The organism is Lactobacillus sp. UMNPBX4, from assembly GCF_002554115.1.
GTDB classification, from domain to species: domain Bacteria; phylum Bacillota; class Bacilli; order Lactobacillales; family Lactobacillaceae; genus Lactobacillus; species Lactobacillus gallinarum.
This window is the reverse complement of the sequence record NZ_PCZF01000025.1, coordinates 1-15,098: the sequence shown is the minus strand read 5'-3', so window position 1 is coordinate 15,098 and position 15,098 is coordinate 1. Positions and strand designations below refer to the sequence as shown.

The window sequence follows — 15,098 nt, the reverse complement described above, 5'->3', positions numbered from 1 at the left end:
AAAATTATGACAAATACACGCGTAAAGTTACCAGGATTAGATTTGAAGAACCCGGTGATGCCAGCAAGTGGTACCTTTGGTTTTGGCGATGTGCCAGCAGCTAAGAAGTTCGATTTGAATGACTTAGGTGCAATGGTAATTAAGACAACCACGCCACACGCAACAACAGGTAATCCGCAACCTCAGATCGCTGTTTTAGACGATGGGGTACTTAACTCAGTGGGTTTAACTAATCCTGGTGTTGACGCAGTAATTAGTGAAAAATTAACACCGCTTAGAAAGCAATATCCAGACTTGCCAATTATGGCTAGTGTGGGTGGCGACAGTGAAGATGACTATGTTGAAGTTGCAAAGAAGTTATCTGTTTCAGGATTAGTCAACGCACTAGAGATCAACGTTTCTTGCCCTAACGTTGATCGCGGCGGCATGAGTTTTGGTGTGCATCCCGACGTAGTTGAAGAATTAACCAAAAAAATCAAAAACGTGGTTAACGTTCCAATCTACGTCAAATTAACGCCAAACGTAACTGATGTCGTTACTATCGCAAAAGCTGCCGAAAAGGGCGGTGCAGATGGTATTTCCATGATCAACACTTTGCTTGGCATGGAAATCAATGTGAAAACTAGAAAGCCAGTCCTTGGTCACAACATTGGCGGTTTGTCAGGTGAAGCTGTGAGACCGGTTGCTATTCGCATGATTGCGCATGTTCACCAAGCAGTCGATTTACCAATCATTGGTATGGGTGGAATTAGCTCAGCTGAAGACGTCGTTAAATTCATGCTTGCCGGTGCAAGTGCCGTAGCAGTAGGTACTGCACACTTCCACGACAGCATCGCATCCAAGCATATCGCTGATAGTTTACCTGCAGAACTTGAAGAATTAGGCGTCGATGATATCAATGATTTAGTTGGACAAGTTAAACTTAATTAATCCCTTGACAAACGCTGTCATTTACAGTAACTTTAAAGCAATGAATGTCCTTTAAAATTAGTCCCGTGAGGCTAGCAAGGCAGGCTTAAATTAAGTTTCGACTTTACAGAAAGCTCCTAGTCTCAGAGAAGAATGGGAGCTTTTTTAATGGGCAAAAATTAGGAGGCTATTAAATTGGCAAAAGAAATTTGGGATGCACTTGCAATGAAGCGTGCGCTTACGCGTATTACGTACGAAATCATCGAACAAAATAAGGGTACCGATGATCTAGTATTAGTTGGAATTAAGACGCGAGGCGTTTACTTGGCTAATCGCATCCATGACAGAATTCAAAAACTTGAAGGTGTTGATGTTCCAGTTGGTCAACTTGACATCACCCTTTACCGTGATGATCGTCATGATGCATCCTTAAAGCAAGATCCAGTTGTTAACTCTGATCAAGTTGGTGTTAACATCGATGACAAGCACGTTGTCTTGATCGACGATGTTATTTACACTGGTAGAACAATTAGAGCTGCGATGGATGCTTTGATGCACGTTGGTCGACCAAGTTCGATCAGAGTGGCAGTTTTGGTTGACCGTGGTCACCGTGAATTGCCAATCCGTGTCGACTTTGTTGGTAAAAACATTCCAACTTCTGCCGACGAACAAGTCGCTGTTAATGTAGTTGAAAAGGACGGCAAAGATTCAGTTGAATTGAAGGGTTTGCCAAAATAAAAAATAGAAAAAGTAAATAATTCAACCATTTAATTGACTCCAGAGAGGGCCAGAAGGGTTGCTTAGTTTTTCGTATACAAAAGTGCGAAGAAAAAGCCTGGAGCAATTAAATGCTTCAGGCTTTTTTGATAGAAAGAATAGAAAATGGAAAATTTAAATCTTTTCAGTTTACCACATTTTGTTAGTGTTGAAAATTTGCATGTCGATGAAGTTGAAGCTTTAATCAAACGAGCTGAATACTTCAAAAAGGGCGGCGCAACACCTCGCTTAACTAAGCCGGTTTACGTAACCAACATGTTTTTCGAAGACTCAAGCAGAACGCATACGAGTTTTGAAATGGCTGAAAGAAAATTGGGCTTAACAGTTATCCCATTTGATCCAGCTCACTCATCTGTTAACAAAGGTGAAACTTTATACGACACTTCATTAATCATGAACGCTTTGGGCGTCGATCTTGAAGTGATCCGCCACTCACAAAATGAATACTACGACGATTTGATCAACTTGAAAGAACACCAACACTTAAACATCGGTGTGATCAACGCAGGTGATGGCAGTGGCCAACACCCAAGTCAATGTATGCTCGACATGATGACTATTCACGAACACTTCGGCCACTTTAAGGGCTTGAAGGTAGCCATCGTCGGCGACATCACTAACTCAAGAGTAGCTAAGAGTAACATGGAACTTCTTACTAGATTAGGTGCAGAAGTTTACTTCTCAGGTCCAAGCTACTGGTACGACAAAAAATTTGATAAATACGGCAAGTATGAAGAATTAGATAAATTAATCCCTGACATGGATGTCATGATGCTTTTAAGAGTACAACATGAACGTCACGCAGGTGATCCTAATGAAAAGAAATTTGATGCTAAAGCTTACCATGAAAAATACGGCATCAACCATAAACGCTACAACGAATTAAAGCCTGACACAATCATCATGCATCCAGGTCCAATCAACCACGACGTTGAACTTAGCGGTGACTTGGTAGAAAGCGACAAGTGCATGTTTGTCCGTCAAATGCAAAATGGTGTATTTATGAGAATGGCCATGATTGAAGCAGTATTACGCGGAAGAAGGCTCGGAGGTCTCGAATAATGACAACAGTAATTAAGAACGGTACCGTTTATCAAAATGGTCACTTAGTTAAAGCAGACGTTTTAATTGAAAATGACAAAATCAAGGCAATCGGTACTGATTTAACAGGCGATAAAGTAATTGATACCAAAGGCAAGTTGGTCAGCCCAGGTTTAGTTGATGTCCACGTTCACTACCGTGATCCTGGTCAAACATATAAGGAAGATATTAGAACAGGCAGTGAAGCAGCTGCTCGTGGCGGCTTTACCACAGTAGGTGCTATGCCTAACGTAACTCCTGTGCCTAACACTCCAGAATTAATGGAGAAAATGGTTGAGGAAAACAAGGAAAAAGGCGTAGTTCACATTTTCCAATATGGTCCAATCACCAATGATGAGACAACCGATGTCATTCCTGACTATGCAGCCTTGAAAAAAGCTGGTGCCTTTGCTTTGAGTAACGATGGCCACGGTGTACAAACAGCTCAAACCATGTACTTGGCTATGCAAAAAGCTAAGGAAAATAACTTGATCGTTGCGACCCACGCACAAGACGATTCACTCTTTAACCACGGTACCGTTAACGCAGGTAAGACTGCAGAAAGATTGAACTTACCACCTGTTACTGACCTTGCTGAAACCACGCAAATTGCTCGTGACTTGCTCTTGGCTCAAAAGACTGGCGTTCACTACCATATCTGCCACGTTTCAACTAAGACTAGCGTTGAACTTGTCCGCATGGCAAAGGCTCGCGGAATCAATGTTACTTGTGAAGTTGCTCCTCACCACATTCTTTTAACTGGTGACGATATTCCAAAAGACAACGGCTACTTCAAGATGAACCCACCACTAAGAACTAAGGAAGATCAAGCAGCACTTTTAGTAGGACTTCTTGATGGCACAATTGATCTGATTGCTACTGATCATGCGCCTCATGCTAAGAAAGAAAAGCAAGGCGGAATGAAAGGTGCGGCTTTTGGTATCACAGGTAGTGAAACTGCTTTCAGTACGCTATATACTAAGTTTGTAAAAAACGAAAAGGTCTTTACTCTCGAACAATTATTGTCATGGCTTAGCGATAGACCAGCTAAGACCTTTGGTCTTAAAGACGCCGGCGTTCTTGAACCAGGCAAGCCAGCTGATATCGCAATCTTTGATTTGGAACATGAAAAAGAAATCAAGGAAGCAGACTTCAAGTCTAAGGGAGTTAACACTCCATTTACTGGTCATAAGGTTTATGGCTCAACTGTGATGACAATGGTTGATGGTAAGGTTGTATACCAGGAAGGAGCAGAGTAAATGTCAATGCGCTATTTAATTTTAGAAGACGGCAGTGTTTATGCCGGTGAAGGCTTTGGCGCCGATCGTGAAACAACCGGTGAAGTTGTATTCACAACAGGGATGACCGGCTATCAAGAAGCAATTACTGATCAAAGTTATGCAGACCAAATTTTGGTTTTCACTAACCCATTGATCGGCAACTACGGTATTACCTTAGCCGACTATGAATCACTTGAACCAAAGAGCAAGGGTGTGATTTGCCACCAAGTAGCACGTTACCCAGATAACTGGAGAATGCAAACTACTTTGCCTAAATTCTTAGAGCACTTGGATATCCCAGGTATTCAAGGCATCGATACACGTGCTTTAGTTAAAAAGCTCCGTGTTCACGGTACTTTAAGAGGTAAGATTGTAGATTCTAAGGAAGATGCAGAAAAGATCACCAAGATTTTACAAACTGAAAATGTAACTCAAGGCATAATCAGCCGCGTATCAACTAAGAGTCCATATCCGGTTCCAGGTTCAAAGCGCAACATCGTAGTGATCGACTTTGGTATCAAGCACAGTATTTTACGTGAACTTGCCGAACGTGACTGTAACTGTATCGTCTTGCCATATACTGCAACTGCTGAAGAAGTCTTAAACCTTCATCCAGATGGTGTTCTTCTTTCAAACGGCCCTGGTGACCCAGAAGAAATGGCCGCAAATGGTGCTACAAACATGGTTCGTGAAGTAGAAAAATATGTGCCATTGATGGGTATTTGTATGGGACACCAAGTCTTTGCTTTAGCCAACGGCGCTAATACCTACAAGATGAAGTTCGGTCACCGTGGTTTCAACCATCCAGTTCGTGAAATTGCTACGGGCAACATCGGCTTTACTTCACAAAACCACGGCTATGCTGTAGATGCTGACTCAGTTGATAAAGACAACTTAATGATTACTCACGTTGAAGTAAACGACGGTACTGTTGAAGGTCTTCGCCACAAAAAGTATCCAGCATTTTCAGTACAGTTCCACCCAGATGCAACTCCAGGACCACACGATGAGGTTTCACTATTTGATGACTTTATGTCAATGATTGACCAAAGAAAGGAAGAAGAGCGTCATGCCTAAGAGAAAAGATATTCATAAGATTATGGTGATTGGTTCTGGTCCAATTATTATTGGTCAGGCCGCAGAATTCGACTATTCTGGTACTCAGGCTTGTTTGGCTCTTCGCGAAGAAGGTTACGAAGTTGTTTTGGTTAACTCCAACCCAGCAACTATCATGACTGATACGACAATCGCTGACAAAGTCTACATTGAACCTTTGACTGTTGAATCAATTTCAAGAATCATTCGTCAAGAATACCCAGATGCTATTTTGCCAACCTTGGGTGGTCAAGTAGGTTTAAATATGGCATTGGCTCTTGCAAAAACTGGTATCTTGGATGAACTTCACATTGAACTTTTGGGTACTAAGCTTGATTCAATTGAACAAGCTGAAGACCGTGAGAAGTTCAAGGAATTATGTAAGAAGTTAGGCGAACCTGTGCCACCATCAAAGACTGTTAATACAGTTAAAGATGCTTTGGCATTTGGTGACGAAATCGGCTACCCAATCATTGTACGTCCTGCCTTCACAATGGGTGGTACTGGTGGTGGTATTTGTCACAACCGTGAAGAATTAGCTGAAATTGCAAAGAACGGTTTGGAACTTTCACCAGTAACTGAATGTTTGATTGAAAAATCCATTGCTGGTTACAAGGAAATCGAATTTGAAGTAATGCGTGACCACGATGACAATGCGATGATCGTCTGCTGTATGGAAAACTTCGATCCAGTTGGTATTCACACCGGTGACTCAATTGTCTTCTCACCAAGTCAAACCTTGTCAGACAAGGAATACCAAATGCTTCGTGATTGTTCACTCCGTTTGATTCGTGCGCTTAAGATTGAAGGGGGATGTAACGTACAGCTTGCCCTTGATCCTAACAGCTTTAACTATGACGTTATCGAAGTTAATCCAAGAGTTTCTAGATCAAGCGCCTTGGCTTCAAAGGCTACTGGTTATCCAATTGCTAAGATGGCTGCCAAGATTGCCGTTGGTATGACTTTGGACGAAATCAAGAACCCTGTAACTGGTACTACTTATGCCGAATTTGAACCAGCTCTTGATTACGTTGTCTGCAAGATCCCTCGCTGGCCATTCGATAAGTTCCCTAAGGCTGACAGAGTTTTAGGTACTCAAATGAAGGCTACCGGTGAAGTTATGGCCATCGGTAGAACCGCAGAAGAAGCTATGCAAAAGGCTGTTAGATCTCTTGAAATCGATGAAAAGGATCTTTACTCTGAAGAAGCTCATGTAGCTAGTGATGATAAGCTTGAACAAAAACTAGTAAAAGCACAAGACGACCGTTTATTCTACTTAGCTGAAGCATTCAGACGTGGCTATACATTGGAAGATGTGCATGAATTAACTAAGATTAACTTCTACTTCTTGGATATCGTAAAGCACATGGTCGAAATGGAAAAGACTTTGCAAGAAAACAAAGACGATGTAGATACACTGCGCCTTGCTAAGAAATACGGCTTCAGCGATCCAACCATTGCCAACTTGTGGGGCGAAACCGCAGATGATGTAAGAAACTTCAGAAAAGCTAACGGCATCATTCCAGTCTACAAGATGGTTGATACCTGTGCCGCAGAATTTGAATCAAAGACCCCATACTTCTACTCAACTTATGATGCAGAAAACGAATCACATAAGTCAGGTAAGAAATCAGTTGTCGTAATTGGTTCAGGCCCAATCAGAATCGGTCAAGGTGTAGAATTTGACTACGCAACTGTTCACTGTGTTAAGGCTTTACAAAAGATGGGTTATGAAGCTATTGTTATTAACTCAAACCCTGAAACTGTTTCAACTGACTTCTCAGTCTCTGACAAGCTTTACTTTGAACCATTGACTCTTGAAGATGTTTTGAACGTCTGTGACTTGGAAAAGCCAGTAGGTACAATCGTTCAATTCGGTGGTCAAACTTCAATCAACTTGGCAGCTGGTCTTGAAAAGCATGGCGTTAAGATCTTGGGTACCGAGGTTAAGGACGTTAACCGTGCAGAAGACCGTGAGTTATTCGATGAAATCATCAAGGACTTGAAGCTTAACCAACCAAAGGGTTTAACTGCAACTACTCACGAAGGCGTTATCGAAGCTGCAGAAAAATTAGGCTACCCAGTTTTGGTTCGTCCAAGTTATGTCTTGGGTGGTAAGGCAATGGAAATTGTCTACAGCAAGGATGAACTTGAAGAATACTTGCAAGACCACGTAGATATTGCGGCTGATCACCCGATCTTGGTCGATGACTACTTGGATGGTCGTGAATGTGATGTTGATGCGATCTGTGACGGTAAGGATGTGCTTTTACCAGGTATTATGGAACACATCGAACACGCTGGTGTTCACTCAGGTGACTCAATGGCAGTTTACCCACCACAAACCTTCACTGAAGAAGTTAAGGAAAAGATTACCGACGTAACTAGAAAATTGGCTTTGACTCTGAACTGTAAGGGAATTATGAACATCCAGTTTATTGTGCGCGATGGGGATGTCTATGTAATTGAGGTAAATCCGCGAGCAAGTAGAACTGTTCCATTCTTGAGTAAGATTACTGGTATTGAAATGGCTCAAGTTGCTACGCGTGTAATTATGGGTGAAACCTTGGCTGAACAAGGCTACAGTGATGGCTTGGCACCAGAACCTGATATGATCTCAGTTAAGGCACCAGTCTTCAGCTTTAGTAAGTTAGCTGATGTTGACTCATACCTTGGACCAGAAATGAAATCAACTGGTGAAGTAATGGGTAGTGATCATACTTTTGCCAAGGCATTATACAAGGCATTTGCGGGTGCTAAGATGCAACTACCTGAGAATGGCAATGTTCTTCTTACTATTGAAGATAGAGATAAAGAAAAGATTTTGCCAATTGCGAAGCGCTTTGCACGAATTGGTTACAGAATCTTTGCAACTAAGGGTACAGCCAACTTCCTTAAAAAGAATGACTTGCACGTAGAACTCGTGACGAAAGTACATGATGATGAGCATGCTGACGATAACATCCTGAACGAATTACGCGATGGTCAAATTGATTTAGTGATCAATACGATGGGACATGATATTGAAAAGAATTCAGATGGCTTCATTATTAGACAAATGGCAATCCAACAAAACGTTCCGTTATTAACAGCTTTGGACACTGCGGATGCCTTGCTTAAATCGCTAGAAAATATATCATTTGCGACTAAGAGTTTGGATTAAAGGTAAATAAGAAGTAAAAAAGATGATCGAAAGATCATCTTTTTTAACTCGCACTTGTTTTTCGTTTGCAACGTATCCGCTTTCATTGATACAATGCTCCTTGTAACTTTTTTACAAATATAGGGGAGAAAAATAATGAGTTATTTATTTCTATTCATTCCAGCAATCGGCTGGGGACTTATGCCGATGTTCGTTGCTGGGGTCAAGAAGAGTAACATTTACCACCAAATTTTAGGTACTGTGCTCGGTGCATTTATCTTTGGTGCTGTAATGACTCTCATTAAACGTCCAACTTTTGATGGCACTACATTTATGTTAGCAATGCTTGCTGGAGCTGCCTGGGTAATTGGTCAGGTCGGACAGTATTACAGTTATTCTAAAGTTGGTGTTTCTGAAACAATGCCAATTTCAACCGGTTTGCAATTAATTGGTGTACCACTTGTCGGAGTATTAATCTTCGGTGAATGGGCAAGTACTCAATCTAAGATCTTTGGTTTCTTAGGTATTTTGGCCTTGATCATCGGTGTTGCATGTACTTCATTGACTGATAAGGGTACTGCCGAAGGTGGCAAGAAGAACCAAACAACTACTATGATTGTTTTGGTTTTGACTACTTTGGGTTACATCACATCAAGCTCAATTCCTAAGGCTTTGAAGGGTGATAACACCATGATTTTCTTTGGTGAAACCATTGGTATGTTGATCGCCACTGTGATTTACTTACTTGCAACCAAGAAAATTGATGTTGTTAAGGAAAAGGAAAGCTACCAAGTTATTCCTGCAGGTTTGATTTATGCCGTAGCTGCACTTGCATATATCGTTTCAGTAAAGATGAACGGTGTTAACTTAGCTTTCGTTATGTCACAACTTTGCGTGGTTATTTCAACTCTTGGTGGTATTATCTTCTTACATGAACAAAAGACCAAGAAGGGTTACATCTATACTGCAATTGGTTTGGTATTAATTGTAGCTGGTGCTGTCTTAACTTCAGTATTTTAACAAATTGGCAACAGATGTCTAATTTAGATATCTGTTGCTTTTTTTATCTACTTAGTAAGCAAATGAATTAAAATAGTAAGAAACAAGAAAAGTAAAAGTTAGGAGCCTCTTCTATGAATGACAACGTTGTATATGTAATCTGTGCACGGCGATATGCTAAAAATGGTGAAGTAATTGAACAAAACGTCCATGTTTATAGTTCATATCAAAATGTGATTGCCGCCTTTAAGCCATTTTTAGATATGCCAAATAAAGAAGTACATATGAATGGCAAAGATGAAATGCTGCAAGTAAGAATCTATGATCCTGCTAATGAATTTTTGACTAGATATCGTTTCGATATCTATGAAAAGAAAATCGATAATTTCTTTCCAGGAGGAACGGAACATGTTTAATAAAGAAGAAGCGTTAAAAAAGTTAAGCGAAGAAGAATACAACGTTACCCAAAAAGCTGCGACCGAGTACCCTTTTACAGGAAAATATGATAATTTTTATGACAAAGGAATCTACGTTGATGTGGTGTCCGGTGAGCCACTTTTTTCTAGTGAAGATAAATATGATGCAGGGTGCGGCTGGCCCAGCTTTACTAAACCGATTAAGAAATTGGCATATCATCGCGATCAATCTCATGGCATGGAACGAACAGAAGTGAAAAGCCCTGAAGCTGATTCACATTTGGGCCATGTCTTTACCGATGGACCAGTTGACAAAGGCGGATTGCGATACTGCATTAATTCGGCTGCGTTAAAATTTATTCCGTATGATAAGCTTGATCAGGCTGGATACGGAGAATATAAAAAAATATTTAAATAATAAAAAAGACAGGTATTCCAATACGAATATCTGTCTCTTTATTTACTATTAATTATTTTTCGTAAAACTTAATCTCGGTATTAGCTAAATCAATTGTGTAGGTCTCATCTTCAAGTGGACGCTTAGTCATGCCCTGATCAGTTGAGTAGATGATTAAAGCAAGTTTGCTACCGGATGGGATAGTGTAGTAGGTAGGTTGAAGCAAGAAGTCTAAGTCATAAAACTTATCGGCATCGATTGCTTCAGGTTTCTTCATATCCTTAAAGTTTTGTAAATTCATGTGAGCCTTAGTGATTAACTTAGCCTTGGTCTTTTTATCTGGAACAAATTCTTGCAAGGTATCAGTACCAAAACGGTAGCCTAATTCTTGTCCGCCGCGCATTAAGAACCTAGGAGTAGCAGTTAATCGTTGTCTTTCACCAAGTTCAACTAAAGCAACGGAAATTTCACCCTTTGGAAGGCTACCAGAGACTCTTACTTTGACTTCTGGGCGACCCACGATCGTAGTAGGATGAATAAATTCATCTGTTTCAAAACGTAGGCTTGGTTTAGCCCATTTTTCATCGCCACAGATAAACTTGTATTGCCAGTCGCTTTCTGAGATGCCAGATTTCTTAAATTCAGTGCCACCAACATCGGTGAAGCTCATCTTTGCCTTGCCGTTACCATCTTGGTAAAGTTCATGGTCATCTGTTGGATAGTAGATCTTTTCTTGACCTAATTCATCGCTCCAGTCTTTTTCTTCATGCCACTTATCAGCTTGCAGGTTATCTTGAATCATGACTGTTGGCCATTGATTGTAGGCATTGTTTTCAAGACCGAGCAACTCATGAACAAACCAAAGATTCATTAAATCTGTGAAGTCGATTGAGACAAAATTGTTCATGTTGTAGTGTGGGCCTTGGTGCAAGAAGAGATGATGCTTCATTGGCATCTTGGATACTAGTTGCCAGATCTTGTAAACGTTCTTTGGCTTAACGTTCCAGTCGTTTAAACCGTGAACTGAGATCCAGGAACATTTGATGCCATCAGCGTGGTGGCGGTAGTTTCTAGCTTCCCAGAAGTCAGAGTATTGACCAGTTTCACGGTCTTCTTTTTCAAGTAATTCCTTTTGCATCTTGTCGTATTCAGGCTTGATCTTAAGGTATGAACCAGCATCCCATAAGTTTGACTGACAGGTTTCAGCAAGTAAATCTAAATCTTCACCTTGGCAAGCCTCAGGAGCAATAACCAAACCGTGTTCACGGTAGTAGTCGTACCATGATGAAATAGCAGCTTCAGAAACAACAGTCTTCAGACCCTTGACGCCAGTAGTTGCAATAGCGATTTGCAAAGTACCCAAGTATGAACGACCAGTCATCCCGATGTTGCCGTTGCACCAGTCAGCCTTAGTTTGAACAGTTCTAGTTCTGTCAGTGTAGGCAATACGATCGCCATGCAGCCATTCGATAACTGCAGCAGCTGATTCAGTTTCTTCAGGTGCACCGGTGATGCGGACACCGTCACTGCCGCGCGTACCGATGGCACCAGCAAAGACGCTAGCAAAACCACGAGCAAGCATATATTCGTTTAATGGGTAAGATGACTTGTGAACTGCTTCTTCAGTTGCTGGGTGGCTTGAACCATCTGGCTTTTCTGCCTTAACGATTGGTGAGTGAACGTATTGTGGGTCATCCCAAGTGGTAGAATCAGAAAGATTTTCGTCAACATTGTGGTTACGCTTTTCGTTGGCAATGATTCCGCCAAAGTATGGGGATGCGGTGTAAAGTGCGGGTACTTTTAATCCCTTATTGGTTTCTGCAGGACGGAAAACAGTAACTTGGATTAAATCGCTCTTACCGTCATGATCAGTGTCAAGATCAGTTTCGACATAAACGACTTCGCGGATGACTTTGTTTGTGTCAAAAACAGGGATAGATTTGCCATTGAAGAATTTGAACTTGTTTTGACCCCAGAACTGAGTGAAGTAGCCCTTGCCTGCCATTACATCAAGCAAGATTTGTCCGTTCTTAGCACGAGTATTGAGCAAGCGGTAGAAAGCAGAAATTAACTTTTGATTATCGCTAATGTCTTGCATAAATGGCAAAGCGTTTCTTTGCATAAAACCAGTTGAATCGGCAAATTCATAGTCGTAGTGAACGTGGTAGCCGAGGAGTTGCAAAGCTACATTATAGAATTGTTCGGTGCCGATTTCTGTTGGCTTTTCTTTAAGAAAATCAGCCAAGGTCTGGTGATCGGAAACTGCAAATTCAGCAAGTTTGGCATTTTTAGCAGCGTCGGTTTTAGCTTCAGCGATCGCATTTTTAACTAATTTGGCTAAAAGACTACTGAAGTCCCAGTCTTGATAATTTTTTGGTAAGAAGTTGATATCGATTAATTCTTTAACTTGTTGTTGAAAATCAGTTTCAACATAAGCGTATTGGTTATATTTCATATTTTTCTCCTTTGTCAGTATTATTACCTTATAGTTTACCCGTTTGAAGTGAGAGAACCAATAAAAAATGAAATCAATAAAGAAATATTTTAAGTAAAGTAAAAATAGTCCATAATATAAGTAATTAGATTTTATTGATATAAGGATATTTTTATGGGACTGTTCGATTTATTTAGTAAAAAACAAAAGAATGCTAATCAATCATTTTTGGCTGAGCAGCGCGGACAACAAGCAATTGCAAAAATTAATAAATTAGCTTTGCCTGAGCGCTTGAAAAAGCAAATGATCGATGCTGGGGTATTCGATATTTGGTTTAACGATGAGGATTTAGCACCGCTGGCTACAGCTATTAAAGATGAAGAAATAATTCAATATGCAGCGATTGGCATTAATGAGCATAGTGAAAATGTAATGCTTGTTTGCAGCAATCGTAATTTGATTATATTGAAGAAAAAACGTAGCAATGAACCTCAGATTATTGATTTAAAGCAGGTTAAAAGTGTCATCTTAAAGAATCAGCTTATGTATGGTGAATTATCTTTAATTGTTGGTAATCGGAGCTTAGATATTAATTCAATTAATAAAGTTCCCGCTGAGATTTTGGCCGATAATATTAAAAAGTGGTTCAAAATTGCTCAGGGTGAAGATGATGATTTTGATCAGCAGCTTGAGCAAATCAAAAAATTGAAAGAATTGCTGGATCAAGGGATTTTAACAGAAGAAGAATTTCAAGCTAAAAAGAAGCAAATTCTGAAAATATAATTTTTAACAATGTCTTTTTCTTGATTATGAAGTTAGACCGTGTATAATATTTGTCTAATTATATTTAAGGAAGGACATGGTTTTATGAAGCTTATTAAAGTGAAAATCCTAACAGTCTTGTGTGGTTTGCTAACCTTAAACGGCTTAGCCATGTTGTTTTCAGGACTGATTATTCAAATGAACGAAGCAGCAGATTTTAACGCTGCACATGAATTAGTTGTAGCTAATTCCACTAATGCGATTATCTTTTTAGGTGTTGTGATGGTCCTTGGCTTTGGAGTATTGTTTTTCAATAACTGGGCCAAGATGAAGAATAAACATAGTAAATGTGTAAAATTGATTTAATGTAAAGAAACCCCTACAAGATTTCATAGAGTCTTGTAGGGGTTATTTTTTATAACCAAGTTTGTTTAAATATATCATCTTTAAAGCCGCAGGTTAAATGTTGCTCATCTACGACAAGAGGGCGCTTAATTAACTTGCCATCTTGTGACATCATTTCTGCTGCTTCTTCAATGGTCATCGTTGGTACTTTTTCTTTTAAATTGTCCGCACGATAACGTTGACCGTGTGTATTAAAGAAGTATTTCAAACCGCGATCTTGATACTTAGTCATCCATTTAAGCAAATCGTCTTTTTTAGGCGGCTCTGCAACTAAATCTTGAAATTCATACTGAACATGATGGTCGTCCATCCATTTGCGTGCTTTTCTAGAAGTGGAGCAACGTTTATAACCGTAAAATTTAATCATAAATTACCTCATTTACTCATGTGTTGTCTGAAAAATTCGATTTCTTCATCGTTAGCGATATCTGCGATTCTGTCTTTTTGGTTAACGAAAAAGACGTGACCACGAGGATTATCTTCATCACCATAAGATTTACAAATAGCATGAACGCCGCGACCAAGCAAAAAGCCGAAAAGTGTAAATTGCATGTCGTGTAAAAAGTCGTTATTGGCAGTAATTAAAAACGTAGGCAAGAAATTGTGGTCAATGTATTTTTCTACATCCAACTGTTCATGATATTTATTAACTGCATTCTTAGTAAAGTAAAGACTTTCCACGCCTGCAAGGCTGTCTGGCGTTAAGACGAAGGATGCGGCACAGTTTAAGCCAACTGCTCTAAATTTTAAGTTAAGTGGCTTATATGAGAATAATTTAGCATAATCTGGATTGGCCAAAATGGTAACGTATTGCGCTGCCATTTGACCGCCTGCACTGTCACCAATAATGAAGACATTATTTCTGTCTAAGCGATATTCTTCTGCATGATCATCGACCCAGTGCATGTAACGATCAACATCGTCTAATTCATCTGGAAATTCTGCATGTTCTGGGGCTAAACGGTAGTTAGGATTAATAAATGCAAATCCACGCTTAGTTAACCCCATGCCATAGTATTGGTAGGTTTCTTTGGTACCATAAACCCAACCGCCACCGTGGATATTAATAATGACAGGGAAGGGTGCACTTTCTTTTTTAGGAAGATAAACATCTAATGTATGCCATTTTTCGTCTGGACCGTAAGGTAAATTGTCGATTCTTTCAACTTCTGGGATGTCATGAGGCAGATCACTGTCACGATGATCATCGCTTTTCTTACAACCACTACGATACTCATGAAGGAAGTTTTTAATTTTATTTGTAAGTTCCATCTTTTTATTCTCTTTTCTAAAAACAAACGCTTTCACAATTAATTATACTCAAACTAAAAATAAAAAATAATTTTTCGTAAATTGCAATAATAAATTGAACACTTACGCTGTTTGATAGATTTTATCTAAT

Annotated in this window: 14 protein-coding genes; 11 read left to right on the top strand and 3 right to left on the bottom strand. The window is 39.9% G+C overall.

What is annotated here, in order from left to right; all coding sequences use genetic code 11:
• Positions 1-6 precede the first annotated feature (6 nt).
• The 9 genes from CP355_RS06165 (at position 7) to msrB (ending at position 10,116) form a co-directional block, all read left to right on the top strand.
• Positions 7-930, top strand: coding sequence for a dihydroorotate dehydrogenase (locus CP355_RS06165; protein WP_098044122.1), 924 nt, complete (start codon positions 7-9; stop codon positions 928-930).
• A 174-nt stretch (positions 931-1,104) separates the two neighbouring features.
• Positions 1,105-1,647 carry a bifunctional pyr operon transcriptional regulator/uracil phosphoribosyltransferase PyrR gene (pyrR, locus tag CP355_RS06160; protein WP_098044121.1) on the top strand — a complete coding sequence of 181 codons (543 nt, stop codon included), beginning with the start codon at positions 1,105-1,107 and terminating at the stop codon, positions 1,645-1,647.
• 144 nt (positions 1,648-1,791) lie between these two features.
• Positions 1,792-2,748, top strand: a complete 957-nt coding sequence (locus CP355_RS06155) for an aspartate carbamoyltransferase catalytic subunit (RefSeq protein ID WP_098044120.1) — start codon at positions 1,792-1,794, stop codon at positions 2,746-2,748.
• A complete protein-coding gene (locus CP355_RS06150) occupies positions 2,748-4,025 on the top strand; it encodes a dihydroorotase (protein ID WP_098044119.1) in 1,278 nt (425 codons plus the stop codon). Before CP355_RS06155 ends, CP355_RS06150 begins: the two co-directional genes overlap by 1 nt.
• A gap of 6 nt (positions 4,026-4,031) precedes the next feature.
• Positions 4,032-5,123 (top strand): carbamoyl phosphate synthase small subunit, encoded by a 1,092-nt coding sequence (locus CP355_RS06145; RefSeq protein ID WP_098044132.1) that lies wholly within the window; start codon positions 4,032-4,034, stop codon positions 5,121-5,123.
• Positions 5,116-8,304, top strand: a complete 3,189-nt coding sequence (carB, locus tag CP355_RS06140; protein WP_098044118.1) for a carbamoyl-phosphate synthase large subunit — start codon at positions 5,116-5,118, stop codon at positions 8,302-8,304. The genes CP355_RS06145 and carB overlap by 8 nt, the downstream gene beginning before the upstream one ends.
• A 135-nt stretch (positions 8,305-8,439) precedes the next feature.
• Positions 8,440-9,303, top strand: a complete 864-nt coding sequence (locus CP355_RS06135) for a GRP family sugar transporter (RefSeq protein ID WP_098044117.1) — start codon at positions 8,440-8,442, stop codon at positions 9,301-9,303.
• Between the two features lie 113 nt (positions 9,304-9,416).
• Positions 9,417-9,698: a hypothetical protein gene (locus tag CP355_RS06130; protein ID WP_056945464.1), complete on the top strand. Its 282-nt coding sequence runs from the start codon at positions 9,417-9,419 to the stop codon at positions 9,696-9,698.
• Entirely contained in the window at positions 9,691-10,116 is a 426-nt protein-coding gene (gene msrB / locus CP355_RS06125) for a peptide-methionine (R)-S-oxide reductase MsrB (RefSeq protein ID WP_098036615.1), read from the top strand. The genes CP355_RS06130 and msrB overlap by 8 nt, the downstream gene beginning before the upstream one ends.
• Before the next feature lie 52 nt (positions 10,117-10,168).
• Here the strand turns inward: msrB and CP355_RS06120 are convergent, their stop codons facing one another.
• Entirely contained in the window at positions 10,169-12,550 is a 2,382-nt protein-coding gene (locus CP355_RS06120) for a Xaa-Pro dipeptidyl-peptidase (RefSeq protein WP_098044116.1), read from the bottom strand.
• A gap of 153 nt (positions 12,551-12,703) precedes the next feature.
• Here CP355_RS06120 and CP355_RS06115 point away from each other — a divergent pair, with 153 nt between their 5' ends.
• Positions 12,704-13,312, top strand: coding sequence for an SHOCT domain-containing protein (locus CP355_RS06115; RefSeq protein ID WP_098044115.1), 609 nt, complete (start codon positions 12,704-12,706; stop codon positions 13,310-13,312).
• A gap of 84 nt (positions 13,313-13,396) precedes the next feature.
• Complete coding sequence (locus tag CP355_RS06110) at positions 13,397-13,657, top strand: hypothetical protein (RefSeq protein WP_087176582.1); 261 nt, start codon at positions 13,397-13,399, stop codon at positions 13,655-13,657.
• 49 nt (positions 13,658-13,706) lie between these two features.
• On the opposite strand, the gene CP355_RS06105 is transcribed toward CP355_RS06110, so the two are convergent.
• Positions 13,707-14,063 carry an arsenate reductase family protein gene (locus tag CP355_RS06105; RefSeq protein ID WP_098044114.1) on the bottom strand — a complete coding sequence of 119 codons (357 nt, stop codon included), beginning with the start codon at positions 14,061-14,063 and terminating at the stop codon, positions 13,707-13,709.
• Positions 14,064-14,071: 8 nt separating this feature from the next.
• A complete protein-coding gene (locus CP355_RS06100) occupies positions 14,072-14,968 on the bottom strand; it encodes an alpha/beta hydrolase (RefSeq protein ID WP_098044113.1) in 897 nt (298 codons plus the stop codon).
• Positions 14,969-15,098: the final 130 nt, after the last annotated feature.

What these genes read in the sequence shown, in the direction of transcription:
- CP355_RS06165 (WP_098044122.1), top strand. Translation starts at nt 7, where the DNA reads ATGACAAATACACGCGTAAAGTTACCAGGATTAGATTTGAAGAACCCG.
- CP355_RS06155 (WP_098044120.1), top strand. Translation starts at nt 1,792, where the DNA reads ATGGAAAATTTAAATCTTTTCAGTTTACCACATTTTGTTAGTGTTGAA.
- CP355_RS06150 (WP_098044119.1), top strand. Translation starts at nt 2,748, where the DNA reads ATGACAACAGTAATTAAGAACGGTACCGTTTATCAAAATGGTCACTTA.
- CP355_RS06145 (WP_098044132.1), top strand. Translation starts at nt 4,032, where the DNA reads ATGCGCTATTTAATTTTAGAAGACGGCAGTGTTTATGCCGGTGAAGGC.
- carB (WP_098044118.1), top strand. Translation starts at nt 5,116, where the DNA reads ATGCCTAAGAGAAAAGATATTCATAAGATTATGGTGATTGGTTCTGGT.
- CP355_RS06135 (WP_098044117.1), top strand. Translation starts at nt 8,440, where the DNA reads ATGAGTTATTTATTTCTATTCATTCCAGCAATCGGCTGGGGACTTATG.
- CP355_RS06130 (WP_056945464.1), top strand. Translation starts at nt 9,417, where the DNA reads ATGAATGACAACGTTGTATATGTAATCTGTGCACGGCGATATGCTAAA.
- msrB (WP_098036615.1), top strand. Translation starts at nt 9,691, where the DNA reads ATGTTTAATAAAGAAGAAGCGTTAAAAAAGTTAAGCGAAGAAGAATAC.
- CP355_RS06120 (WP_098044116.1), bottom strand. Translation starts at nt 12,550, where the DNA reads ATGAAATATAACCAATACGCTTATGTTGAAACTGATTTTCAACAACAA.
- CP355_RS06115 (WP_098044115.1), top strand. Translation starts at nt 12,704, where the DNA reads ATGGGACTGTTCGATTTATTTAGTAAAAAACAAAAGAATGCTAATCAA.
- CP355_RS06110 (WP_087176582.1), top strand. Translation starts at nt 13,397, where the DNA reads ATGAAGCTTATTAAAGTGAAAATCCTAACAGTCTTGTGTGGTTTGCTA.
- CP355_RS06105 (WP_098044114.1), bottom strand. Translation starts at nt 14,063, where the DNA reads ATGATTAAATTTTACGGTTATAAACGTTGCTCCACTTCTAGAAAAGCA.
- CP355_RS06100 (WP_098044113.1), bottom strand. Translation starts at nt 14,968, where the DNA reads ATGGAACTTACAAATAAAATTAAAAACTTCCTTCATGAGTATCGTAGT.